A 22,943-nucleotide genomic window follows, 5' to 3' on the forward strand; every position below is an offset into this window, starting at 1 on the left:
GTTATCCGTATATTATTTATGGGTATAAAACCAAGTTACTCGGATTGTTTTCTCCATATTCGATATGTTTGACGAAAATGTGATAAGATACCTAGTAACTCTAGTTGTCATCATATTAGCATATTCTCACATGTAGATCGAAAAGTATATTTGAAGATGTGGCTGAATGGAGCGGAATTGGATGAGTATTGGCGTAAAGATCGAGGAATTACAAGCGGAATTTAATTTAGAACTAATTGGTGAAGGCGTTTCGTTAGAACGAATGATTCAAACGAGTGATTTATACCGCCCTGGCTTGGAATTGGCCGGATTTTTTACCTACTATCCAGTCGATAGGTTGCAACTTTTAGGAAAGACCGAACTGTCTTTTGTAGAAAGTTTATCAGCTGATGTCCGTGAAGAAAGAATGAAAAAGATATGTCATCCTGAAGTACCAGCAATATGTATCACACGGAATTTCCGTGCTCCTGCAGATTTGTTAGAAGCTGCAAATGAAGTAGGAGTACCAGTATTACGAACCACATTGCCCACAACCAAGTTCGCCGGAAAGGTAACCGACTATTTAGAAAATCGACTTGCACCTGTATCTACATTACATGGTGTATTAGTTGACGTGTATGGAATAGGTGTCTTGATTACAGGTGAAAGCGGTATTGGCAAGAGTGAAGCGGCTTTAGAACTAATCAAGCGCGGGCATATGCTTGTTGCAGATGATGCTGTTGAGATAACCCAAGTTACAGAAGGAGAACTATCGGGGACTGCTCCACCAATCATCAAACATTTATTAGAAATTCGCGGTTTGGGGATTATGGATGTGATGATATTATTTGGTGCTGGTGCAGTGCGTAATAAAAAGAATATCTCATTGGTAGCTCGATTAGAAACATGGCGCGAAAATTATCCATATGATCGATTGGGATTGTCAGAAGAGACGATTCGGATAATGGATACGGAGTTGCCAAAATTGACAATACCTGTTCGTCCAGGTCGAAATGTAGCTGTCTTGATTGAGGTTGCTGCAATGAATTATCGTTCTAAAATACTCGGGTATCATGCAGCAGAACAGTTTGTAACACGTTTGGAAAATTCATTAGAAGAGAAGTAATAATGTTGAAGGTGCTACAGAAACCAAATAGTACGACCAGCACGGCTGATTTTTGGTTCTAGCCAGTTGGGATAGTAAACAAATTGAATGGGGTTGTGGTAGAGACATCCTGGTGTGTGACAAGTTCCATAACCATTTTTTTCTAAAACACTTGTCTTTTGCCCACATTCCAAGCAATCATATCCTTTTGTTTCCATACTATTTATATTTGTATAGGTTTCTACATTTAACACGATAATCACCCTCCTTTTACATTTTACCCTATAGATGTTATATGAAATTTGTCTATATTGATAAATAATATTATTTTTAAGTAAGATCGGAATACTCGGGTTTTTTATCGGCTCGTTTTCTTTTATTTTGTTTTTCTTGTACAATGATTTTGTGGAGTAAAGTGTTGAAAGGATGGAATATATGCTTGTGATTGATCCTGTAGCATTTGCGCTAGGGCCATTCCAAATTCATTGGTATGGAATAATTATGGGAACAGCGGCTATGCTCGGTCTGTATCTTGCCGTTTTGGAAGGAAAAAGGCAAGGTATAGATACAGATAAGCTTTTAGATATGATGATTTGGGTGCTGCCTTCTGCTATTATCGGGGCAAGATTGTACTATGTACTATTTGAATGGGAGTATTATGCTACACATCCAGAGGATATTATTGCGGTTTGGAAAGGTGGACTTGCGATACATGGTGGATTGATAGCTGCTTTTTCGGTCGGTTATCTTTACATACGCAAACATAAACTATCTTTCTTACAGCTGGCAGATATCGTTGCCCCAAGTATTTTATTGGCTCAAGCGATTGGACGCTGGGGGAATTTTATTAACCAAGAAGCTCACGGCGGTCCAGTAAGTGCCCAATTTTTACACACCCTTCATTTGCCAAATTGGATCATACAACAAATGACAATTGGCGGAGTTACTTATCATCCGACGTTTTTGTATGAATCGCTTTGGAATTTGATTGGCTTTGGTGTTCTCTTATTTTTACGCTATGTAATGGTACCAAAACGCGGGGAGATTTTGTTCAGTTATATGATCTGGTATTCATTGGGACGCTTCTTTATTGAAGGCCTGCGAACAGACAGTTTAGCGTTTAATGGTCCTGACTGGTTAGCATCTGTACTTCATTTTTTCTGGTCTCCGATGGGGCTTCTTTTCCAGGCAGGGCAGTTGACAGGCGGGAATATACGCATAGCCCAGCTCGTAAGTATGTTAACTGTTTTTGTTGCAGTAGGAATCATCGTTTACAGACGTACCAGAAAAACAGAGGCAACAAACACCAAACAAGTAAAAGCTGTGTCAACTGAGGTGAAGACCAATAACTAGAAAGATAACTCGCACCTCGGTCAAAGGGAACAATTCCCTTTGGCAGATGTATCATACGATTTCTTTTTGGAAGGTATTGCGGAACACTCTTGTATGCTGGGGAGTCCGATATCTTCCCTTTTTTCGGTTGAAAAATAGCTTTTATCGCAGTTGTTTAGGGATGAAGATCGGAAAACATACAGCGATTGCCTTTTTTGTGATGATGGATCTGCTTTATCCAGAGAAAATAAGTATCGGAAAAAATACGATAATCGGATATAATACAACGATTTTGACCCATGAATACTTAATAAATGAATACCGTATTGGGGAAGTGATCATAGGTGATAATGTGATGATCGGAGCAAACACAACGATCCTTCCAGGGGTTGAGATCGGAGATGGGGCAATTATTGGAGCAGGTACCGTTGTGTCCAAGAATGTAGCACCTTATACTTTTGTAGCAGGAAATCCTATGAGGGTGATTAGATAGAAAAATTATGTGATAAAATAGAGAGGAGTAGCATCCGCTGCTTAGCCATCTATATGGAGGTTCTCATGGGTCGAAAGGAAGCGGCAGCCGAGGTTGTCAAGGCCCTGCGTGATGCTGACCCGCGACATCTGTCGCCAGAGGATCAAGCACGTCAGGCAAGGGTTAATGCTGGTACCGAGTCAGAGGAGACGGCCATCGCATACTATGACGATGGTCAGTCGCAAGAAAATCTGGAGCGTCTGGCCGAAAACTACGGACGAATGAAGCCATCCTGAGAACAAAGGCCCTGCTAGAGAAGATTCTAGCAGGGCCGGGGAAAATAACATTTGAAAATATAGAATAGGCGCATTCAATGGGATGCGTCTTATTCTCTTACCTGTCCATCCCCATGAATCAAATATTTATAACTGGTCAATTCTTTTAACCCCATCGGCCCTCTCGCATGTAGCTTCTGTGTGGAAATGCCAATTTCGGCTCCAAAACCAAATTCAAATCCATCGGTGAAGCGAGTGGAGGCATTGTGGTACACTGCTGCTGCATCTACGCTTGTGAGGAATTGGTTTGCAGTCTCTTTATTTTCGGTAACAATCGCTTCTGAATGATTGGTACCAAAGCGGTCGATGTGAGATATCGCATCTGTTGTATCTTTAACCACTTTGATCGCTAAAATAAGATCGAGGAATTCGGTATCAAAGTCAGCTTCTGTCGCCGCTTCGACTGCTTGATCGGAAAGTATAGCAAGTGTCTGTTCACAGCCGCGAATCGTAACGCCTTTTTCTTTTAGTATCGGCACGAGTGCAGGTAAAAAAGCAGCTGCGATTTGTTCATGCACAAGTAAAGATTCAATCGCGTTGCAGACAGAAGGACGTTGAACTTTTGCATTGACAGTAATATCTAATGCCATATGCAGATTGGCCTCTTTATCTACGTAGACATGACAGTTCCCTACACCAGTTTCGATCACTGGAACGAGGGAATGTTCCAAAACATATTGAATAAGTCCCGCACCACCACGAGGGATGATTAAGTCAACCTTTCCTTTGCTGCGAATCAATTGCTCGATGGTTTGTCTTTCGGTTTGCTGGATGATTTGAATCGCGTCTTCGGGAAGTGATGTCTCTTTCAGCCCATCTCGAAGTGCATTTACTAAGGCAATGTTGGTGTTAATCGCTTCCTTTCCGCCGCGTAATATAACGGCATTTCCGGTTTTTAGCGTCAAACCAGCTGCATCTACGGTCACATTTGGCCTTGATTCATAAATAATCCCAATAACACCAAAGGGAACACGAACTTGTTCGATCGTGAGTCCGTTTGGCCGCTCGATGGTTTGGATGGTTTGACCCACAGGGTCATCTAACTCTGCGATTTGTTCAAGGCCTGTAATCATGTCTTGTATACGAGTCTCATCTAAACGTAAACGATCCAATTTAGCTTCAGTTAAGCCCTGTTTTCTACTGGCATCTAAATCTTTTTCATTTTCATTTAAAATAGTTTCTCGTTGTTGCCAAAGTACTTGGCCGATATGGCGGATAGCCTTATTTTTTTCCTCACTACTTAGGCTGACAAGTTTACGTGATGCTGCTTTTGCTTGTGTTGTTAGCTTTTCGAGCAAAGGGGAACACTCCTTTTGGATGATAATAAGACAAGTTGATCCCGATGGATCACTTCTGGAAGAAGAGGCAGAGGCTCACCTTCATGGCGTTTGCTGATGAGCTGGTCTATATCGCGACTTGACAGATGAACAATACCTTTGCCAATAGTTTTTTCTTGGTGACAAATTTCCACTACAGAACCTTCTACAAAATCACCTGTTGTTGAAAGAATGCCTGCAAGTAATAAACTAGAATTTCCTTTTGTTAAAGCTACATATGCACCAGTATCCACGATTACACTTCCTTCCGCTCTTGTACCATAGGCAATCCATGGTTTTTTCTTTTTTAACGGAGTATCAGCAATGAAGTGTGTTCCAATTGTGTCACCAGCGATGATGTGTTGTAAAACATGAGGTCTTTTACTATTTGCAATTCGTACATTTACACCAGATTGAGTAGCAATCTGTGCGGCTTGCAGTTTGGTTTTCATTCCGCCTGTACCGACTGAACTGCCATTTCCTCCAGCAATCTGCCAAAGTTCAGGCGTGATCGCTTCGATCTGATGGAGCAGTTTGGCATTTTTGTCTATTCGGGGATTTGCAGTGTACAGACCATCGATATCCGATAACATGATATAGAGGTCGGCCGCTGCAACTAAGGAAACCAATGCGCCAAGAGTGTCGTTATCTCCAAAGCGAATTTCTTCTACTGTTACTGTGTCATTTTCATTAATAATAGGGATAATGCCGTGATGCAAAAGAGGTTCTATCGTATTGCGAATATGAATAAAACGTTTTCGATCTTCGATGTCAGACCGAGTCAGTAATAATTGAGCTACAGGAATATGATAGTGTGCAAAACTTTCTTGATACTGTTGAATTAAAACAGATTGCCCAACTGCTGCTGCCGCTTGTTTTTCAGGCATAGTCATTGTTGTTCGATTCCAACTCAAAGCTCCAACACCGGCAGCAACAGCGCCTGAAGTGACGAGGATCAATTGGAGCTTTTGTCGGTGTAGGTATACCAGTTGCGAAACCAATTGATTCACTTTAGATCGACTCAAGGAACCCAATTCATCAACCAAGCTGCTAGAACCTACTTTTACGACAATCCTTTTCAACTGGAAATCCCTCCTTTTTTGAAGTAGTTTTATAAAAATAAAAAAGCCATTCATCCCAGAGAAGGACGAATGGCTTCGTGGTACCACCTTCATTGATTTTATATGAGGACATATAAAACCCACTCTATTAGATCATATCGGTTCTCACCGACCCGCTTTTCACGAGTAGCTCTGGAGGCGGGATCTGTCTCCAGGATGATAGGATTTTCCAGCCGAGAATCCTACTCTCTAAACATCCCAATTAAGACATGCTTCACTCCATCATTGCTTGCTGAAGTATAACTGTTCCATTACGATACCGAATTTACAAGTCAGTTGTCAACTAGTTTTCGAACCAACGATTTCACTTAAGGAATGAACCCCTTTTTCTTCTAAGATCGCGAGTAATTCTGTATTGATTTTACGGGCTATTCCCGGACCTTCATAAATCATTCCCGTGTACACTTGAATCAAATCTGCTCCTGCACATATCTTTTCATATGCATCTGCTCCTGAGAATATACCGCCTACTCCAATAATTGGAGTTTTACCTTCGGTAATATGATAAATATGACGAACAAATTCTGTTGATTTCTGGGTGAGTGGTCGACCGCTTAAGCCTCCACTTTCTTGGGTAAAAGGAGAAGAATGCAAGTTTTCCCGGGAAATAGTGGTATTGGTAGCAATGATACCATCGATTCCAGACTTTATAGCCGTTTGGATGATATCCTTCATCTGCTCCAGATTGAGATCTGGTGCGATTTTTAAAAGAACAGGGCGATAAGAGCTTGTCTCTTTTAGTAACTCATCTCGTGTAGATAGTACGGAAGTGAGTAATTTTTGGAGTGCATCCACGTGTTGAAGATCACGAAGGCCTTCTGTATTGGGAGAACTGACATTAAGAACGAAGTAGTCTGCATAATCATAGAGACTCATCAGTCCGCTTCGATAATCACTGCTTGCTTGGTCATTGGGGGTATCTTTGTTTTTACCCAAGTTGATCCCGATTGGGATATTTGGTTTGGGGAGGGTTTGAAACGTGTTTTTGGCATCTTCTACCCCATGATTGTTAAAGCCCATGCGATTGATAATCGCTTCATCTTCTACCAAACGGAAGAGTCTTGGTTTTGGATTTCCAACCTGGGGCCTCGGGGTCAATGTTCCCACTTCGACAAAGCCAAACCCAAAAGCAGCTAGCCCATTATAAACATTGGCATGTTTATCAAATCCAGCCGCTAAGCCTACAGGATTAGGGAAAGATAGGCCACATACTGTACTTTCTAAACGTTTATCTATTATGGTAAATCTTTTTTGAATAAATGTGCTGATTTTAGGTGTGCTTTGCATCACTTGCAAAGCCCGAATCGTCATTGTATGAGCTTGTTCCGCATTCATCCGAAAAAGGAATTTACGAAGCGATTTATATACCATTGGTAGCGTCCTTTCTACAAAACATATCTAAAGTAGCATACCATAGAATACTGAGAAATAAGAGGATACTTTGTGTTGAAAATTGTATGTGGTCTATTTTGGATTTTCAGATAATTTATTTTTCCATCAAGAATGGAGGTTCAAGAACATTTAAGTTGCAGCTATCCTCGTACCAAAAAGGACACTCATGGTAATCGTATTTAAATAGAAAAGTATATTAATTAGCATGTCTAATTTTACACATTGTTTTGAAACAATGCAGACAAAAATGAGCATTTATTTTGATTGAAAAGAATTTTAAAATATAACTATATTCAGTGAAAGGGTGAAAACCTATGAAAAATTGGAAAAATACTGCAATTGCTTTTAGCTTAGCAACTGGACTGTTAATAACTGGTGTTGCAACCACTACGATAAATATTACTTATGCTGCTCCAAAAACAGTAGAATATCATCAACATACCCATCATCATGATTTCCACCAACAAACCATTAGAGAAATTAAGAGTAATGCAGCAGCTGGTAAAACAATAAATAGCGGACACTTCTCACTTGGTTCCAAAACGAAAGATATCGTAAGAAAATGGGGAAAACCAGATAAGGGATCAGATGCCGTTCACCTTTACTATAATAAACATCAAATCAGTTTCTTTGCTGAGAAAAATCATGTATATCAAATCAATTCTTTTGATAAAAAGTATCATGGTATTACTTACAAGGAAGTAAAACGGGAATTAGGAAAACCTGTTAGAGAAATAAGAGGCGATGATGGGGTTTATTTAACCTATAAAGCTGGAAAACATACATTACAAATTGACTTTTACTATAACAAAGCAGGGAATGCTCCTGATACAATCAAAGAAGTACACGTTTTTTAATTAGATCCATCTAAGATAGATTCATCAGCAGAAAGCAATTCTATTAATTTGGAATTGCTTTAAGAATAATATCGAATTTGTTTCCTGCGACGAAGGTGGCAATGGACGAATCAACAAAGGGCAGAAATCTTGCTATACTGGACAAGTTTATCAAAGCTCACAAAAAGGTGTAAAACCGAAAGCGGAGGTGATCATGTTCAAAGAAAGCCCTGCTTCTGCTGAGTATAATGTTGGGGAAATATATTAAGTGAAATAGGATGTTTAAAAGGATAATCCCTCTGCTCTCTGATAATGGAGAGACAGGGGTTTTTTAATTGAGAACGTTTATAGTTCCTAATAGGGGTGCAATTGTCATTCTAAGAAATGAAAGGTTTGCAGTTTAACTTTTAAACTGAAATGTTATTTAATGGGGTTTTGTGGAGATCTCCCGATCCCATACTTAAAAAATAAAAACCGCCAAATGGCAGTCAGTTGTAAACATTAAAGATAACCATGTATGAATATTCATCTCTTTGTACGACTTGGTGTATTTCTGCAAATTTGTTTTCTATTAGCTTTTTTTCCAATAATTTAGATAATACTTTATCAAAATGAACCCCACCAAATATTTCTATTTGTTGGGACTTTTTATAGTTTGTAATGTCCATCCATTCACCCCTAATCTTTTTGGCATGAATTCTCCCTTTTCATAGACAATCAAATCGGATAGAGGAGTGTTCAGATTGATTCTATCTCCTTCCTTAACTCCATTTCTGCTTTTTCTAATCCCGCTAAATCACCGTATTCCACCTTGTATATTGGAAGATCCTTATGCAAACGTAAGCTCATATCCATTTGCTGCTGTTTGGGGTACGTATTCCAAATCCATTGGACGTTTTCAATCAAGTTATCGATATGACCGGAAAAGTGTAGACCACAGTAATGATGAAGCATGGAGTTTTTCTTCGCTTCTTTCGATTTTACAAAACGAAGTAGAAGATAAAATGCGACTGCTTTTGGAGGGAAGCCAAGGGTAAGTCCTAACAAGTGATGAAATTCAGGGGAGTTTGACCGATAAATGTTTTTTGATTGTTCCAAAAATTTTTCTCGTAATGCTTCAGTTTGGAAAAACAAACGATATCCCTCATTATCTCCACGAAATTTGTTCATTTCAAGAGATGGGTAGGATTGATAATGATTATACAGGAGGTCTTCGTTCCATGCATAAATGGCAGGTTTTATTCCCAATAAAAAGCCTTCTTCAAAAGTTAGACCAAAATCAGGATAATCAGTCAATGTGATGTTCCTTTCTTGGAAAACTATTGCCCTTTCTCTTTTCCCCTGCCTCTCTACTACTAATCCTATAAAATTCAAGCAAAAGAATAAAAGTCTTTCAGATATGGTTACAAATAATGATTTATTAAAAATATGCCATTCCAGCACATAAGAGTCAAATTTGGAAAATAAGTACATAGGATGAAATACCCTCTAGTTCTACTATAAATGGTTCCCCTGCGCTGAAGCAGCACAGGGGAGGCCCACATCCGGTATGCAGTTATGAAGGAGTCACGCAGCAGCCGAATCCGTCAGGCAATGCATGATCTTGGCCCACTGCTTGTTGACTCGATCGAGGTGCCTCTTCGCCTTACCGAGATGACGGTCGTCGATCCACCGTCCCGTCGTGGTCTCCTCGGTCAAGTCAGACCAGAGGTTGAACTGACCCACACCTTCACACTCGAGGGTGATTCCGTAGTACCAGACTCCATCTTCGACGCGGGTCAGCAGGATCTCGGTTCCATCTTCCTTGCACAGGATACCGCGGAACTGGGGCCTAGACTGGGTCTCCAGCACCAGTACCGTGATTCGACCGACACCCTTGCGCTCCCAGACACTATCTTCCCTCTCGATGTACGGAGTCCAAGTGGTGGGGAGGGGGATCACGTCGATCTTCCCAGACTTGCAGTACGAGGGGGTCAGGCCATGAATCCCTTGAATCACGCCGGGATTTTCCATCGAGTACAACTGGGACTCCAGGCGGTTTGCGGCTGCGAACTTCCCGTACTCGTACTCGTCATCCTCCCCGTCTTTCGGAGTACGCACTTGCACCGCTTCCGAATACGTCCTGGTGTCCAGCGGTCGCTCGGTCCCGTCTTCCCACCAGGCCTCGCTCAGCGTGAGTCGGTCGCCGATGATGCTGAACTCGCCGCTGTAGAGAGGAAAGCCGTCATTCGGCATGCCCCTCACTTCGTCACCGTCGAAGACACGGTAGAAGCTCCAGTACTTGTGCTCCGACGATCCGGGAACGTAGACCTGGTTGCTGAGGGGATTGGAGAGGTACTCCGCGAACTCCTCGTCATCCATATTCGCTGGGTTGACCAGATGGCGGGTGGTAGCCTGAGTTGCCTCCCAGTAATTCCAAGTGCTCACCAGCAGAGGGGTAAACACGACCCCGTCTTCGACCTCGACTCGCTCATACACCCCGCCGTTGTGGGGGTTGACGATGAGGACATCCTCACCGTTCTCGTCGCTGAGGAAGATGCGGAAGCCCTTGAGAGACATCGACTGCATGGTTTGCCTTCACTTTCGCTTGGATGTGGACTTTTGCTTGCTTACCCTTATTGTAAATCAATATTTTATTTGTGAACATAGAATATGAGGAAGAGGACACGATATTTTTCCTAACTAATAATAATTGCCTAAACAGATGGAAGTGGGAATTCGTTGTTCTTTTTTTGTTATATTTCTTTAGTTCTTTTCTATCGTTTTCTTTGTGTTAGAAATATCTTTCTTGGTCAACAAAATGTCTGATATAATACATACTAGTTCCAATCGTATGCAGGAGGATGTCCTACACAGGACATTCGGAAAGGTATGGAATGAGTGATCTGTTCCATGACGAGGTTGCCTTTGCGAGAATGGCAGGATGCCTTGGCGCGGACGTCGTTCTACTAGCTTTTCTTTCACCCAAGAGTTTGGCCTCGGGACATGGCTCGGTTACCCATGTGACGAAGCTGTTTCACATGGGAAAAACCCTGCCGAGCAGCTGGTCGAATCTGCCTGAGGGAACGCTGTTCTTCGAAGACGATTACGAATTCGGGGAATGGCCGAAGGTCGAGAACCGGATGGCCGAAGGCTGGAGTGGACCCACCGTCAAGCTGACCGACCTGACAGAGGGGCAAGTTGCTTGGGTGCAAATTGACTCCCAGCTCTGGGTCTTCCAGAAGGCGGGGGACTTCTTCCACTGGTACCACTTGCTCAAGTAGCAGTAACCCATAGGAGGAAAAGGGCACACCCTCCCGCGTAAACACGCCCCCATACAGGAATCATCCTTGTCAAGGATCGATACTTGTGTGGGGGCGGCGCATTTCAAGTCAAAGTTATAGAAAGAAGTTAGAAAGAATTAGTCATTAGAATGATTTCGGTGATTTACAGGAATGGCGAAAATATCATAGCTCACGCCTTTTACCTGAACCGTATGATCATCATTTTGTGTTTTACAAGCATGTAGCAGTTCAATGGTAACAGAGCCATTTTCTGTTTCTAATGTCACATAGGTTATATTGGTTGTCTCCATCATCGGTTGATCTCCCCTTCACACCTATCAGCCAGCAGTTGTTCGATATACTGTTCGATCTGATGGATTTTCTCAAGATCAAAAGTCGCGATATCACAAATCATCGAAGTATGAAGCTTTCTTACGTCACGGATGTCACTTGAGTGGATAAACGTACATAATTCCTCTATTTGCTGAGCAGTGAGCTGGATAGGCTCTCTACTTTGGGTGGCGATAGGCTCTCCATTTTGATAGAGGAAGTAGATTGCCTCGATCAGTGCAAGACGAGAAGTCGCTAAGCGTAAATGATACGGATAACATAATCCTCTTGCTCACAACAATAGACCAAGTATCTAGCCAACTCTTTCCCGATCTGTTTCATGTGTGCCAGTGTCATTTATACCCCTCCCAGCGAAGATAAACTCGACTTGATCTCTTTCAGGGGAAAATATATATTTAGCAGATTCATAAAAAGTGTAGCGGTCATCCATGCGAATATAATGAATGAAATCTCGAACTACCTTACTATCTCCTTCGATTTTTAGTCGTAAATCCATAGCTATCTCCTCTTCCTGCTGGTAAATCTATCTTTACTTGGCTTTATTTTAATCGGGTAAACCTATTTTTACTAATCCGAAATATCAGAACAATATACAGTTGACTTCCTAGTTTTCGGAATGTTATACCTATAATTAGGAAAATAAACAGTAGATGGGGATGTATCTACCGTAGGAGAGATGGAAGTTGCTTGATCTTGTTCAAATTGGTGGCATTTTACGTGCAGAACGGAAAAAACTTAAAAAAAGTATTGAAAAGCTGTCCGAAGAAATTGCCCTTGGTGGTACGACGATTAGCTTGATTGAGCGTGGAATGCCAACAGTTAGCTTGGAAAAGTATCAGTACTATGCTGAGAAGTTAGGCAAAGGAATATTATTTGGGATGGCAAGTGAAGCGGATAAGAAAATTATTGATTTAAAAGAGAAGCTAGAAGATATCGAGGAAATCTTGATTCCAAATCCTAAAAAAGCTTTTGAGGACTTAAAAAAATTAAATCAAGAAGAACAAATCGAGAGTATTCCAATATTACAGCCATTTGTTTCATTTTTAAAGGCGAAGTATTACTATGCTAACAAAGACTGGAAAATGGCACAAGATTGCTATTTGCAATCAATTCAAATCTCTGAAATGCAACCGGAATTAGCAGTTGATAACCTAATACCAAGGTGTTATTTGAATTTGGGCATTGTTTATTATCAACAAGACCAGTTTCATCAAGCTTTGAATTCAACAGTCAAAGGATTGGATTTTTACCATGATCAAGAAGACCAAAATTTTCATTTTGGGTTACTTTTGCTTAACAAAAGTATTTATTTAGAACGATTAAACTTACTAGAAAAATCTCTGCTTTGCATCGAAGAATTGGAAAAACATATTAGAGCGAGTCTTTCACTTGAACAGGAATTCCGTACTTCGGTAATTATTCGTATGTATATCATGTATGCAAGTGTTCTAAATAAACTTCATATGAATGAACGCGCACTCGAGTATGCTAAAAAAGGGGTACGATTAGCAAAGACGAATAATGACTTTGAGTATTTATTTAGACTGTGGGCACAAATGAGCATTATTTATGAGAGTTTAAATGATATTCCAAATGCAGAAAGGTATTTTCTAAAAGCAATGGATTTAGAAAATACCCTCCAAGGGAAAGAAGAACTTTTTCCATTTGCGTATGTCCACTTTGCCAAGCTACTCATAGGAAAACACCAATGGAAAAAAGCAAAACAACTTGTCGAGCGCTCAATACAAATCTGTCGAAAGATTAGAGATAATTGGATACTAGCACAATCTTTGTTAGTCTTAGGGGAGTGGTATATTCAACAGAGTCACCATAATCAAGCTGTTTCCCTTTGTATTGAAGCAGAACAAATATCAAGGGAATATATGTTTGAAGAGTTAACGAACAAAAGTATGTCAAGCTTATGTACTTGCTATGATGCTTTACAAGATAATACGAACTTCTTAAAATATGCAACAAAGTTATATCGTTCAGAGAGAGGAGTTAGCTAATTATGTATGGTGGTGGGGCTGCTGATCCTGCGGGAGACCATTGGCATACCATTTTATCCAATAGTCAGAAATATAAGGATAGAAAGTAGTTTATGGTATCCGATGTACTTTTATAATGGAAAAACCCTGCACTCATTTGGTATAGAGCAGGGTTTTTGATCTACTACCAAAACCATCAATTTCCCTTTACCTTAATGTTCTCCTATAGTAGTATGAAACAGACGTAATTGATGAAATATTAGATATATTCCATTTGCACCATCATCCATAATAAAAATCACCTACTTATAAGTAAAAGAGGTGAAGGATGATGAATGATTTTGTAAGTTTGTTCTGGGGCAGTAATGATGATCAAAAAGAAGATGAAAAAGCAGAGAAAAAATCATTTACGCAAGTCTGTCCGAAATGTGCGACAAGGGGACGGTTCTCATGTCGCATTCCAATCTGATAATAACCTGAAAATGTTGAAATTAAATAGTTTTACTTAAACATGTATGGAATAAGATAGATTAATTATCTCATTCTTTTTCTTTTGATATGGTTTTACCATTTTATGAATCATTATTTGATTTCCATAAGAGGGATATGCGACGCAAGAACCGTCCCCTTGTCGCAACACAAATTGTTGTTCATTATCGGGATTTTGATGAATTACAGTATGGAGTAGAGCAGTGTGCCCAGTTTCTTCATTTCAAGCCAGTGTATACATAATAGAGTTCGTTTTGCTAGAACAAGGAAATCATGGGACAAATTGTACAAATCAAAAGAGTCATCCAATAGGTGACTCTCATCTATATGTTGTCCTTATATATCGGGAGCCTGGACATAGACTAACGCTTGTCCAGACTCAACAGAAATGGGAGGGAAATGATGTGTCGCCCGCTGGTGGTCAGCGAACCAGCCATGCCCTCAGCGCAAGGGGAGTACCAGGCTGCATTTTCTTCGTAACCGCTGCGCGCTCTCCGGTAACAGCAGCATTTTCCGAGGCAATAGCAGCCTTTTCCGCGGCGATGTCCTCGAAGAAAACGTCCCACTCCGAGGCGATAGCAGCCTTTTCCGAGGCAATAGCAGCCTTTTCCGAGGCAATAGCAGCCTTTTCCGCGGCGATGTCCTCGAAGAAAACGTCCCACTCCGAGGCAATAGCAGCCTTTTCCGCTGCAATTTTGGGGTCGAACACGATTATCTCAACCTCCAGAAAATATTTCGGTTTATTTGATTATACTATTCTGACAAAGGAATGAATAGTATAATTTTGATGTCTTCTATCTATCAGCAACGACTTTCGAACTAAGATAAGAGAGGTTCACTATGCGACAAGGGGACGGTTCTCTTGTCGCATAATCGTTTATATGAAAAGTAATGCTAGTTAAATCTTTAGAAGATACTAGGAATATCAGATATGGAAAGAATAGATTGGGGAATTTGTACGACAATAAGAAAGATAAGTGTAGATGAAATGTTTATTTTTCAGAATGGTGAAAGAAAAATAAACATTCTTTCTTGCCCTGCCAATTCTATGGATAAGTAAGGATTTTTTTAGGGCACAGTGCGACAAGAGAACCGTCCCCAATGTCGCATAAGGTGAATACTCATTTGGTAGAGATGTTGGGAACATCCATTTCCTTTGATTTATTGAAGATATAATGATAATAGCTGGCTCGCCTCCCCTCTATTGCGAGGGGAGGCGAGGTGATGTCCTTATGAATCACCTTCGGTAACGCCAGCTTCCATTTCGGATGCCCTTACGGCGTCATCGATTGCAGGTTTAAGGACTTCTAGCGGGACGATCACAACAGCAGCGTCAGGGCCGATATAGTCTCCGTTCAGCTCACGAAGACCTTCGATTTCGTCGATCGACACCCCAGTGCCCATGACCGCTACACAGACGTCGTCAGGCCGTCGTCGTTGTTGCATTGACGATTGCCTTCCGCAATTCGGTGAAGCTCACTCCAGGAAGCCCGAAGACATCAGGGCAGGTCTCCCCGGTTTGGAACCTCCGCTTTCCTCGCTTCTTGCTTGTGGGCGGGTGCCCATACCTCACAAGCGTAATTGTGGGTTTGCCAGGTGGATTCATCCTCTTCTCTTTCTGCTCGAGGGTGGAATCTTGTTGGGAACTAGTCCCGTATGTATTGTATCATATTTCTGATTATTAGGAAATTATTTAAAAACAAATAACTTGTGCAATATGCCAATCGAATTGGTTTTCTTATTAAGTTGAAACGGTCAGTAAGTACAATTATGGTGATTTGATGAAGGTTTAAGTTAGATGATATAAAAGAAAGAGGATTGAAAAATCATTTATGGTTTAAACTATTTTATATATCAAAAAATAATAGAGTATCTGTTAGGAGTATATTATTTTTCAGATATATTCCACTTCGAAATGGCATATTTTTATAGAAATTAAATCTATAAAAATATTAATATAGATATATTATTTTTGAGAAATATATTAAAGGATTGTTAACAAGGAGAGTTATCACTTTAAAATTAGGGGGAATTTAAAAGTGAAATCCATAAAGGTTTATCATTATGATGCGTTTAGCAAGGAACCTGACAAAGGAAATCCAGCAGGTGTTGTTTTTGATGGAGACAGTTTAACCGTTGAGGAAATGCAGGAAATCGCCCTTAAAGTCGGCTTTAATGAGACTGCTTTTCCAATTAAATCGGATAAGGCAGACTTAAGAATCCGTTATTTTACTCCTGGTCACGAAGTAAATTTGTGTGGACACGCAACAATGGCAACGATGTATGCCTTACAACAGAAAGGAATGTCGGCTGGTAAGGCAAATTTTACATTGGAAACAAAAGCAGGTGTTCTACCAATAAAAATCAATTCAAGCAGGGATAATGAAATATATATAACGATGAAACAGGCTTCACCACTGTTTGAGGAATTTAACGGTTCAAAAGAAGAATTAGCTAAATCAATTGGTTTAACAAAAGAGGACATAGATCAAAATTTACCTATCTTATATGGAAGTACAGGTACATGGACTCTCTTGATTCCAATTCATAAACTTGATGCCTTCAAAAAAATGAAGCCTGAAAATAAGTTATTTCCAGCCATTTTAAAAGAAATGCCAAAAGCATCCATTCACCCATTTTGTTTAGAAACCTATGATTTTAATGCCCATATGCATGCTCGACACTTCTCTTCACCTTATTCTGGAACAGTAGAGGATGCAGTAACAGGAACTGCTTCGGGTGTTATGGGAGCATTTTATGCTAAGTATATAGAGACCGATTTTAAAAAGTCTCTAAGCCTTATCGTAGAGCAAGGACAGGAAATGGGGAAAGATGGTCGAGTTATCGTAAATGTCTCTGAGTTTAAAGGGAATTATGACATCGAAATCTCTGGAAATGCAGTGTATGTGAGAGACTTTGAAGTCGTTTTGTAGAATAGGGGGTTATCAAATGGCCTCATCTAAAGTATTGAAATTGTAAATATTTATTGTGTGGATTTTCTTTTTTATCGTGGTATAGTGGATAGTACATAGGGATCTATTTCCTACTACCTCCATTTGGGAGAACAACCATGACCAACACCACCAAACCCTCCAAGCAGACTCAGCCCTCGCGGCAGGAGACTCTCCTCCGTATGGGCAAGATCAAGACCATGCTGGACGCCCGAGCGGCAGTCCGCGGGGGGCGGTGAGGTCTAGCACCAAAGGAGTCCGGCCCGTTGATATCTTCGGATATCGGCGGGCCGGCTGATTTACTTTAAAAAAATATTAGGATTCCCCCTTACTTTTGATAGATTCTAAACGATACGGATGGAAATCTCCAAAATCAATTGGATTAAAAAAGTGAAAAAGACCCATTAGGGTCTTTATGTATGTATGATCGATATGTGATGGAACTTAAAACACTCATTAACTCCGCGTTTTAAACCTTCGAAATCTCGAAAGGGAATAACAATTTGTATAGAGTCTGCGTCTGGCTGTATTAATTTAAACCGAAGCGGGCTGTCATGCTTGTACTGCTCCCACAACCATAACGCGTTTTCCTCTACATCTTCTACATGGCTCATAAATTGAATTCCGCAATATAATATATTCACTTTAACGCTTTGAAAGTAAGAAGATGCTGCGGCAACATCTATTTTCTTTTTAGCTTGGTAATCTGAGAAGAACTTTGTAGCTTTTGGCGGGTAGCCGAGAATATCACCAAATAGGCGTATGTATTCCGGGCTTTTACGCTCTTAACCATAAATGTCAGTTAGAAAGTGTTTTTTTAATATTTCGTCTCGGAAATATAATGTAAATTCCTCGTTGTCATCGTAATATGGATATACGCTAAGTTTGTCCAATTGAACAGCGTCTAACTTCGTGCGATTTTCGTAGCAGGATGGTTTGATACCTTGTAAAAAGCTATTGACAGAGGATAAATACATAGCACCGCTCCCAAACAAAGAATTAGGATGATGATATCATTTCTTGGAAAAAAAGAAGAGAGGCAGAGCTCTCTTCTTTTGCTTACGTCTCTTTCATTTCGCTGAAATCTTTACACCGCACTCTGGGCAATATTTTACGCCATCATGCGTTGTTTGAGTTGTGCCTTCGCAATTACTGTCAAAGGAACAAGACAAAACTTAGCCTCTAACCTATCCCTGCAATTCCCATTTAACCTGTGAAAGAAACCATTTACAAGCTAATTCAATCCGCTTTTTAAGTTCCTTTTCGGAGCTGCCTTCGATCAACATATGTGCAAGACGTGTAAGAACATAGGAATTTTTTGAAAATGTTTGTCCTACTTCACCGTAGGGCTTGTACTCAAATACCCATTCGGGTGGTTCATTGGTTGGTAAAGCAAGAATAGTTCCCTCCTCTAAACCAAAATAAACCCAGGCAGATAATTTGTCAGGGTCATAATTCTCTCCGTCATTTGCAATCTCTGCTGATGCCCCAGCTTGTAATTGTATATGAACTTGGGCCATATCCACATCATAGGAATACTTTACACACTGAGAAATATGAGCTCCAGCTGGTCTGCTTGCTATTTCACACAAAACAATGTCATCATCATCTGTATGAAAAATTTCAGCATGGAAAGCAGTATTTTCAGGTGTATTTAAAGCTTGTATTACATTTTTGCAATACTGTGTTAATCGTTTTCCCAGTGGATTATTAGGGTGAAGTTGACTGCTTCCTGTAACTCCGCTATGATCCAAATTGGCAAAATTGCCACCAACTGCTTCTGTGACACTGATAAATACAACTTCCCCCTGTTTTACAATGCCATCTACTGTATGAAGAGTTCCATTGATAAATTCCTCAGCTTCCAGATTATAAAGATTTGGATTAGTTTGAATAAAGGAATCCAAGTCTTCTTCTGAATGAATAATAGTAGTGCCGATTGACCCAAAACCATCTGTAGGCTTAATAATAAATGGAAATCCATTTTCATTTATAAATCTATGCAAATCTATTACATCGAATATTCTTCTATATTTGGGTACCCTTAATCCATAAGCGGATACTTGCTCTTTCATTATTACTTTGTCTCGATATTGAATTGCACTTTGAGCGTTCTGCCCAGTAATATTTAAATAATCTCTCAATTTAGCTGCCAATAAAATATCCGCTTCAAAGGCTGCTACCACTTTATCAAAGGAAAATTGCCTATCTAATTGAATTGCTCGATGATAGATGAATGGATTATTTATGTAGTCTTCTATTACCTCTACATGAGCAAAAGCATCTTTTGGAAAAGTAGAGGCTGTTTCTTTACTAGTAAAAAGAACCAACGGCTCTCTTAAATCTTTAAAAAGTTTCTCATAAGGTAATCTTTCGTGAGAAGCAAAATTCAAAATCAAAATACTCAATTTCTACACCACCTAAACATTTGATTTTATAAAAGTATGACTATTAAAAAATGAGAAAAGGATCACATAAATTGTAATACATTTAATCATCAGAAAGATCGATTAGGCTAAATCAAATATAAAACTATTTAATTTTAAATATAATAATTCAACATAACTATTTAGTAAACAGAAAGATTATAAAATTACATATTTCTTTACAACAGGAAAGTATGTATAATTTAATATAATAAATAGAAAGAATTGGTCGCTTCTTGTAAAATATAGATTTACATTTGAAAACATTATGAGAAAAATGAAAGGTAGAACCATATGAAAGCAGTAACTACTAGCTATTATAGGAAACTTTTGGGGTTGGCATTATTAATAGGATATTCCATACTAACTTCTATTTCCCAAGTTTACTACGGAATATCTATTCAAAATACCAGTCCAATCCTTTTTGTTTTTATCAGTTTTATGATTACGTTTCTTGTTTTTCATTCACTTGCTTTATTTCGCTCTTCCAAAAAAATAACTAGGATAACAATAGGAAATAAAAAAACTTGGCTAGATATTTTTATTATGAATGCTACCACAGCCGCTATATATATTTTTTTCTATGTAGCACTAAAATATTGCGAACCTGCCATTGTTAGTTCTATCGAATGGGGTATAGGACCGGTGTTTGCTCTACTATTTTTAAAAGTAACAACACCTCATTATCGGATGAGTTCCTTTAAATTAATGGCTAGTACTGGCATTTTATTAGGTAGTGTTTTCCTTGTGTTAGCTTCCTTAAATGGACATTCTGGATTATCAGTAAGCTCTTCTTCTTTTCTTATGCTCGGTTTACTCTTTTCTTTTCTTACTGGAGTGGGGAATGTAATCATAACCTTTTATTCCAAAAAACTAAGTGACAATGGATGGGAGACATCAAAGATATTATCAAATCGACTTTATCTGATTATTCTGATTACTGGGATAATCGTTTGGTCAGATGGGTCATATGCTACTATTCAATGGGAGACCTTTTCATGGATTTTTTTAGTCACTCTAACAGGTACCATTCTACCAATGTATCTACTGCAATTGAGCATAAAATACACCAATCCGTTGATATCACTCATTATTACATCCCTAATACCATGTTTTACCTTCTTTTTTCAAATGTTTGATCCAAGAATTGAATTGTCCTATTTTACCTTATTTGGTATTTTAGGTATTAGTATATTTGGTTTCTTGCTACTTCTAAGTAAAGAAACATAACCAAAAATTTTTGAATAAAAAATCATACTCTTCATGGAAGAATTATGTTTTTTTATGGATTGATGTCGTGTTTTTTATAGGGAGTCCTCTGTTTGTATGTCGCATCTAGTTGTAATTATACTTATCAAAGATCGTGAGACAAGAGAATCGTTTCTAGTACGCACGAAAGCGATAGGATAGATAGAAAAATTGTAAAATCCCGATCTCTCCATTGGAACACAGAGATACGGGATTTTATCCGTTGAATGTATGTAAATGTATATGGATTTAAAATTAGGGTCTCCCTGTATCTTGACTCAGGGAGACTTCCGCAACTCATCTAGGATGTAATGTCATAGGTCTCACTCAGAGATCTGGACACCCTCCTAATGTTTCAGAGATATGGAATGCAGGTCTAGCTTGATCATCTCTTCTCAGACAGACCCGGAACCTCTCAAGGAGGTCCGAGTCTGCCCGTTTACTTCATATGGATGTGCTTACGGCGAGCCGATCAGATGGTCGGCTCGCAGGTGTGGACGTAGTTCCTGAGGAACTTGTCCCACTCAGCGGAGTTGGCGAAGAGCGCCGTGCCTTCGTACGAGAGGGTGACGCCGCGGGTGAGGTTCCACACGCGGGTGGAGGGGTCGTCCTGCTCCTTCCGTGGGGCGAGGACGCCGAAGGTGATCATGAACCCGGCGATGTAGAACGTCCCGGAGTTGAAGTCGTTCGCCAGCTCCCGCAGCTCCTCAATGAAGGTGTCGTAGAGCGAGCGGGATATGACGATCTTGCCCGGGCGGAACGTGGTCCACAGCATGACGCTGTTATCACCTTCCCGCTCTGCCAGCAGGCAGTCATCCCACTGATTTTCACCCTTGACGCATCCAGTGTTGCCGTTCAAGAGATACATCCCTTCTCTTCTCTTACAAGGAAATGTTGTTCGATGATTGGATGATCTTGACGAGTCCAATCACCTTTCAAGGCTAGATCCTACCTTGTTATTGAAATAGTAACATATAAATAACAGTATAAAACATTCGTTCTAAAAATATATGATTTTATTATGAGGGGTGCGAAAGATACCCATATCCTGAGCTAGATAAGCTTCAAGTTTGATAGTGAGATCAGGGAGTTAGCATGAATACTTCATTGAGCATGGGAATTTCCAAATGCTAGAAATAGTTGAGTAGATTCTTAGCTTACTGTTCGTCTCCCATTGGAACAAAACTAATTTTGCTCCTTTCTAAATTTCTAGGTTAGTAGAATGAAAGATGGAATGAGTATCGAAAAAGCCATGTGCATGTAGACGCGTGGTTTAAATTATTGTGTTGAAGCTTCCTTTTTTATTTGTGCAAAATGGGAAACAATTAGGATACATCTTTTTGTAATAATAAGAATAATCCCAGAAAAAAGGAAAGATGCAAAATGGATACTTTCTCAAAATTCCTTGGTGTTTTAGTGGTAACAAGTGCTTTACTGCTTGGGGGTATAACTATTCCTCAAGAAACGAACGCACAACCAAAATGTTTGGTCAAAGGGAGTGCAAACATTAAATCATGGAAATTGTCAAAAAATTACGTCTTTCATGCTCCTAATTCCTTTCAACCAAAACTTGATATAACTCTCTATGGAGATGCCGCAGGCGATTATAATCCTGTTCTAGAAAATTACAAAGGATTTATGGTCGGAGGTGGAAAAGGTGAGAAATACACTAAAGAAAAGAAAACGAAAACCTTGGTTTTGTCCAAAAAAGTGTTAGGTAAAGGCAACTATACCCTATATTACTCAAACGGTGGAAAGAAAACTCTTCATATAACGTCCTTTTGTCTGCATGGTTAATAGAAAGAGCCACTCGATGGGAGTGGCATTTCTAGTAGAAAAGAAAACATTTAACCACTGATCCTTCTTTTTCGGAGACGCGTTGCGCTATTCTGCAATGTGAGCTGATAATCCGGTCTGTCCCACAGCGACATAGTTTCCGAGTACGTGGCGGTCTGGATAATCCCCATCATTTTGACGCCGGAAGGGGATGGGTTCTTCTTCGAAGAGATGCTCAAGACGTGAACGCCAAGCTATCTTCGCTGCTTCCACTTCGGCTGTTGTGATGCGATCGGTTCCGTAGATCGCATGAGTGGACAGCACATCCATGCCAGAGAAGAAGAGTGTGCCGTGAGTGATAGGGAACAGCAGTTGTTCTAGTTGCCCGTTGATGCCTCGCGGCGAATAGTCTATCTTCGGCCCCCAACGGTCACTGACAGTATTGCCCGCTTTCCTTTCAAACCGCCATCGCCGTAACGATAGCGATTACCTTCATCTCTGTAACCATAAGCCAACCCATAAGCAAACACCCGGTCCACCCAGCCCTTGAGGATGGCTGGCAT

Annotated in this window: 27 protein-coding genes and 1 other annotated feature; of the genes, 12 read left to right on the top strand and 15 right to left on the bottom strand. The window is 40.0% G+C overall.

The genetic code is table 11. The features are described 5' to 3' along the window. Positions 1 to 181: 181 nt before the first annotated feature. On the top strand, positions 182 to 1,105 hold the full coding sequence (hprK, locus tag AC5WOE_RS11460) for an HPr(Ser) kinase/phosphatase (protein WP_496050324.1): 924 nt from the start codon (positions 182 to 184) through the stop codon (positions 1,103 to 1,105). 14 nt (positions 1,106 to 1,119) lie between these two features. On the opposite strand, the gene AC5WOE_RS11465 is transcribed toward hprK, so the two are convergent. Then, positions 1,120 to 1,338 carry a hypothetical protein gene (locus AC5WOE_RS11465; protein ID WP_496050325.1) on the bottom strand — a complete coding sequence of 73 codons (219 nt, stop codon included), beginning with the start codon at positions 1,336 to 1,338 and terminating at the stop codon, positions 1,120 to 1,122. Between the two features lie 181 nt (positions 1,339 to 1,519). Here AC5WOE_RS11465 and lgt point away from each other — a divergent pair, with 181 nt between their 5' ends. The 3 genes from lgt (at position 1,520) to AC5WOE_RS11480 (ending at position 3,184) form a co-directional block, all read left to right on the top strand. Continuing rightward, positions 1,520 to 2,437: a prolipoprotein diacylglyceryl transferase gene (gene lgt, locus AC5WOE_RS11470; RefSeq protein ID WP_496050326.1), complete on the top strand. Its 918-nt coding sequence runs from the start codon at positions 1,520 to 1,522 to the stop codon at positions 2,435 to 2,437. 46 nt (positions 2,438 to 2,483) lie between these two features. After that, entirely contained in the window at positions 2,484 to 2,909 is a 426-nt protein-coding gene (locus AC5WOE_RS11475; protein ID WP_496050327.1) for an acyltransferase, read from the top strand. A 65-nt stretch (positions 2,910 to 2,974) separates the two neighbouring features. Further along, positions 2,975 to 3,184 carry a hypothetical protein gene (locus AC5WOE_RS11480; protein WP_496050328.1) on the top strand — a complete coding sequence of 70 codons (210 nt, stop codon included), beginning with the start codon at positions 2,975 to 2,977 and terminating at the stop codon, positions 3,182 to 3,184. Between the two features lie 89 nt (positions 3,185 to 3,273). On the opposite strand, the gene AC5WOE_RS11485 is transcribed toward AC5WOE_RS11480, so the two are convergent. The 3 genes from AC5WOE_RS11485 to AC5WOE_RS11495 all read right to left on the bottom strand — a co-directional run bounded on the left by AC5WOE_RS11485 (position 3,274) and on the right by AC5WOE_RS11495 (position 7,031). After that, positions 3,274 to 4,521 carry a glutamate-5-semialdehyde dehydrogenase gene (locus AC5WOE_RS11485; RefSeq protein WP_496050329.1) on the bottom strand — a complete coding sequence of 416 codons (1,248 nt, stop codon included), beginning with the start codon at positions 4,519 to 4,521 and terminating at the stop codon, positions 3,274 to 3,276. Further along, entirely contained in the window at positions 4,506 to 5,621 is a 1,116-nt protein-coding gene (gene proB, locus AC5WOE_RS11490; protein ID WP_496050330.1) for a glutamate 5-kinase, read from the bottom strand. Before proB ends, AC5WOE_RS11485 begins: the two co-directional genes overlap by 16 nt. Positions 5,622 to 5,679: 58 nt before the next feature. Continuing rightward, positions 5,680 to 5,895 (bottom strand) — a binding site (T-box leader). Between the two features lie 44 nt (positions 5,896 to 5,939). Next, entirely contained in the window at positions 5,940 to 7,031 is a 1,092-nt protein-coding gene (locus tag AC5WOE_RS11495; protein ID WP_496050331.1) for a quinone-dependent dihydroorotate dehydrogenase, read from the bottom strand. A 335-nt stretch (positions 7,032 to 7,366) separates the two neighbouring features. On the opposite strand from AC5WOE_RS11495, the gene AC5WOE_RS11500 reads away from it, so the two are divergent. Beyond that, positions 7,367 to 7,909, top strand: a complete 543-nt coding sequence (locus AC5WOE_RS11500) for a DUF4309 domain-containing protein (RefSeq protein WP_496050332.1) — start codon at positions 7,367 to 7,369, stop codon at positions 7,907 to 7,909. 467 nt (positions 7,910 to 8,376) lie between these two features. Here AC5WOE_RS11500 and AC5WOE_RS11505 read toward each other — a convergent pair whose 3' ends face one another. The 3 genes from AC5WOE_RS11505 to AC5WOE_RS11515 all read right to left on the bottom strand — a co-directional run bounded on the left by AC5WOE_RS11505 (position 8,377) and on the right by AC5WOE_RS11515 (position 10,456). Continuing rightward, positions 8,377 to 8,556, bottom strand: a complete 180-nt coding sequence (locus AC5WOE_RS11505) for a hypothetical protein (RefSeq protein ID WP_496050333.1) — start codon at positions 8,554 to 8,556, stop codon at positions 8,377 to 8,379. Between the two features lie 70 nt (positions 8,557 to 8,626). Beyond that, a complete protein-coding gene (locus AC5WOE_RS11510) occupies positions 8,627 to 9,184 on the bottom strand; it encodes a hypothetical protein (RefSeq protein ID WP_496050334.1) in 558 nt (185 codons plus the stop codon). A 270-nt stretch (positions 9,185 to 9,454) separates the two neighbouring features. After that, the gene (locus AC5WOE_RS11515; RefSeq protein WP_496050335.1) at positions 9,455 to 10,456 is read right to left on the bottom strand and encodes a hypothetical protein; all 1,002 of its coding nucleotides are present in this window, start codon (positions 10,454 to 10,456) and stop codon (positions 9,455 to 9,457) included. 275 nt (positions 10,457 to 10,731) lie between these two features. On the opposite strand from AC5WOE_RS11515, the gene AC5WOE_RS11520 reads away from it, so the two are divergent. Further along, entirely contained in the window at positions 10,732 to 11,151 is a 420-nt protein-coding gene (locus AC5WOE_RS11520) for a hypothetical protein (protein WP_496052634.1), read from the top strand. Between the two features lie 137 nt (positions 11,152 to 11,288). Here AC5WOE_RS11520 and AC5WOE_RS11525 read toward each other — a convergent pair whose 3' ends face one another. Further along, positions 11,289 to 11,465 carry a hypothetical protein gene (locus tag AC5WOE_RS11525; protein ID WP_496052635.1) on the bottom strand — a complete coding sequence of 59 codons (177 nt, stop codon included), beginning with the start codon at positions 11,463 to 11,465 and terminating at the stop codon, positions 11,289 to 11,291. Positions 11,466 to 11,794: 329 nt separating this feature from the next. Further along, on the bottom strand, positions 11,795 to 11,998 hold the full coding sequence (locus AC5WOE_RS11530; RefSeq protein WP_496052636.1) for a hypothetical protein: 204 nt from the start codon (positions 11,996 to 11,998) through the stop codon (positions 11,795 to 11,797). Between the two features lie 187 nt (positions 11,999 to 12,185). Between AC5WOE_RS11530 and AC5WOE_RS11535 the strand changes: the two genes are divergently transcribed. The 3 genes from AC5WOE_RS11535 to AC5WOE_RS11545 all read left to right on the top strand — a co-directional run bounded on the left by AC5WOE_RS11535 (position 12,186) and on the right by AC5WOE_RS11545 (position 14,222). Beyond that, positions 12,186 to 13,511, top strand: coding sequence for a helix-turn-helix domain-containing protein (locus tag AC5WOE_RS11535; protein ID WP_496052637.1), 1,326 nt, complete (start codon positions 12,186 to 12,188; stop codon positions 13,509 to 13,511). A gap of 310 nt (positions 13,512 to 13,821) precedes the next feature. Further along, complete coding sequence (locus AC5WOE_RS11540) at positions 13,822 to 13,959, top strand: hypothetical protein (protein WP_496052638.1); 138 nt, start codon at positions 13,822 to 13,824, stop codon at positions 13,957 to 13,959. Positions 13,960 to 14,096: 137 nt separating this feature from the next. Beyond that, the gene (locus AC5WOE_RS11545) at positions 14,097 to 14,222 is read left to right on the top strand and encodes a hypothetical protein (protein ID WP_496050340.1); all 126 of its coding nucleotides are present in this window, start codon (positions 14,097 to 14,099) and stop codon (positions 14,220 to 14,222) included. Between the two features lie 178 nt (positions 14,223 to 14,400). Here AC5WOE_RS11545 and AC5WOE_RS11550 read toward each other — a convergent pair whose 3' ends face one another. Beyond that, positions 14,401 to 14,688, bottom strand: a complete 288-nt coding sequence (locus AC5WOE_RS11550) for a hypothetical protein (protein WP_496052639.1) — start codon at positions 14,686 to 14,688, stop codon at positions 14,401 to 14,403. A 521-nt stretch (positions 14,689 to 15,209) separates the two neighbouring features. Beyond that, complete coding sequence (locus tag AC5WOE_RS11555) at positions 15,210 to 15,425, bottom strand: hypothetical protein (protein WP_496052640.1); 216 nt, start codon at positions 15,423 to 15,425, stop codon at positions 15,210 to 15,212. A gap of 593 nt (positions 15,426 to 16,018) precedes the next feature. Between AC5WOE_RS11555 and AC5WOE_RS11560 the strand changes: the two genes are divergently transcribed. Then, positions 16,019 to 16,912, top strand: a complete 894-nt coding sequence (locus AC5WOE_RS11560) for a PhzF family phenazine biosynthesis isomerase (protein ID WP_496050342.1) — start codon at positions 16,019 to 16,021, stop codon at positions 16,910 to 16,912. Between the two features lie 1,205 nt (positions 16,913 to 18,117). On the opposite strand, the gene AC5WOE_RS11565 is transcribed toward AC5WOE_RS11560, so the two are convergent. After that, the gene (locus tag AC5WOE_RS11565; RefSeq protein WP_496052641.1) at positions 18,118 to 19,338 is read right to left on the bottom strand and encodes an ATP-grasp domain-containing protein; all 1,221 of its coding nucleotides are present in this window, start codon (positions 19,336 to 19,338) and stop codon (positions 18,118 to 18,120) included. A gap of 354 nt (positions 19,339 to 19,692) precedes the next feature. On the opposite strand from AC5WOE_RS11565, the gene AC5WOE_RS11570 reads away from it, so the two are divergent. Further along, positions 19,693 to 20,586 carry a DMT family transporter gene (locus AC5WOE_RS11570; protein ID WP_496052642.1) on the top strand — a complete coding sequence of 298 codons (894 nt, stop codon included), beginning with the start codon at positions 19,693 to 19,695 and terminating at the stop codon, positions 20,584 to 20,586. 490 nt (positions 20,587 to 21,076) lie between these two features. Here AC5WOE_RS11570 and AC5WOE_RS11575 read toward each other — a convergent pair whose 3' ends face one another. Continuing rightward, a complete protein-coding gene (locus AC5WOE_RS11575; protein ID WP_496052643.1) occupies positions 21,077 to 21,463 on the bottom strand; it encodes a hypothetical protein in 387 nt (128 codons plus the stop codon). Positions 21,464 to 21,987: 524 nt separating this feature from the next. Between AC5WOE_RS11575 and AC5WOE_RS11580 the strand changes: the two genes are divergently transcribed. Next, positions 21,988 to 22,401, top strand: a complete 414-nt coding sequence (locus AC5WOE_RS11580) for a hypothetical protein (protein ID WP_496050347.1) — start codon at positions 21,988 to 21,990, stop codon at positions 22,399 to 22,401. An 87-nt stretch (positions 22,402 to 22,488) separates the two neighbouring features. Here AC5WOE_RS11580 and AC5WOE_RS11585 read toward each other — a convergent pair whose 3' ends face one another. Both AC5WOE_RS11585 and AC5WOE_RS11590 read right to left on the bottom strand, forming a co-directional pair. Further along, positions 22,489 to 22,704 carry a hypothetical protein gene (locus AC5WOE_RS11585; RefSeq protein ID WP_496052644.1) on the bottom strand — a complete coding sequence of 72 codons (216 nt, stop codon included), beginning with the start codon at positions 22,702 to 22,704 and terminating at the stop codon, positions 22,489 to 22,491. A gap of 86 nt (positions 22,705 to 22,790) precedes the next feature. Beyond that, a complete protein-coding gene (locus tag AC5WOE_RS11590) occupies positions 22,791 to 22,943 on the bottom strand; it encodes an NAD(P)H-dependent oxidoreductase (protein WP_496050349.1) in 153 nt (50 codons plus the stop codon).

This window comes from Shimazuella sp. NTD248 (genome assembly GCF_059510395.1).

Coding starts and splice junctions, on each gene's coding strand:
- hprK (WP_496050324.1), top strand. CDS start 182: ATGAGTATTGGCGTAAAGATCGAGGAATTACAAGCGGAATTTAATTTA.
- lgt (WP_496050326.1), top strand. CDS start 1,520: ATGCTTGTGATTGATCCTGTAGCATTTGCGCTAGGGCCATTCCAAATT.
- AC5WOE_RS11475 (WP_496050327.1), top strand. CDS start 2,484: ATGTATCATACGATTTCTTTTTGGAAGGTATTGCGGAACACTCTTGTA.
- AC5WOE_RS11480 (WP_496050328.1), top strand. CDS start 2,975: ATGGGTCGAAAGGAAGCGGCAGCCGAGGTTGTCAAGGCCCTGCGTGAT.
- AC5WOE_RS11495 (WP_496050331.1), bottom strand. CDS start 7,031: ATGGTATATAAATCGCTTCGTAAATTCCTTTTTCGGATGAATGCGGAA.
- AC5WOE_RS11500 (WP_496050332.1), top strand. CDS start 7,367: ATGAAAAATTGGAAAAATACTGCAATTGCTTTTAGCTTAGCAACTGGA.
- AC5WOE_RS11505 (WP_496050333.1), bottom strand. CDS start 8,556: ATGGACATTACAAACTATAAAAAGTCCCAACAAATAGAAATATTTGGT.
- AC5WOE_RS11515 (WP_496050335.1), bottom strand. CDS start 10,456: ATGCAGTCGATGTCTCTCAAGGGCTTCCGCATCTTCCTCAGCGACGAG.
- AC5WOE_RS11520 (WP_496052634.1), top strand. CDS start 10,732: ATGTCCTACACAGGACATTCGGAAAGGTATGGAATGAGTGATCTGTTC.
- AC5WOE_RS11525 (WP_496052635.1), bottom strand. CDS start 11,465: ATGATGGAGACAACCAATATAACCTATGTGACATTAGAAACAGAAAAT.
- AC5WOE_RS11530 (WP_496052636.1), bottom strand. CDS start 11,998: ATGGATTTACGACTAAAAATCGAAGGAGATAGTAAGGTAGTTCGAGAT.
- AC5WOE_RS11540 (WP_496052638.1), top strand. CDS start 13,822: ATGAATGATTTTGTAAGTTTGTTCTGGGGCAGTAATGATGATCAAAAA.
- AC5WOE_RS11545 (WP_496050340.1), top strand. CDS start 14,097: ATGCGACGCAAGAACCGTCCCCTTGTCGCAACACAAATTGTTGTTCAT.
- AC5WOE_RS11555 (WP_496052640.1), bottom strand. CDS start 15,425: ATGCAACAACGACGACGGCCTGACGACGTCTGTGTAGCGGTCATGGGC.
- AC5WOE_RS11580 (WP_496050347.1), top strand. CDS start 21,988: ATGGATACTTTCTCAAAATTCCTTGGTGTTTTAGTGGTAACAAGTGCT.
- AC5WOE_RS11590 (WP_496050349.1), bottom strand. CDS start 22,943: ATGCCAGCCATCCTCAAGGGCTGGGTGGACCGGGTGTTTGCTTATGGG.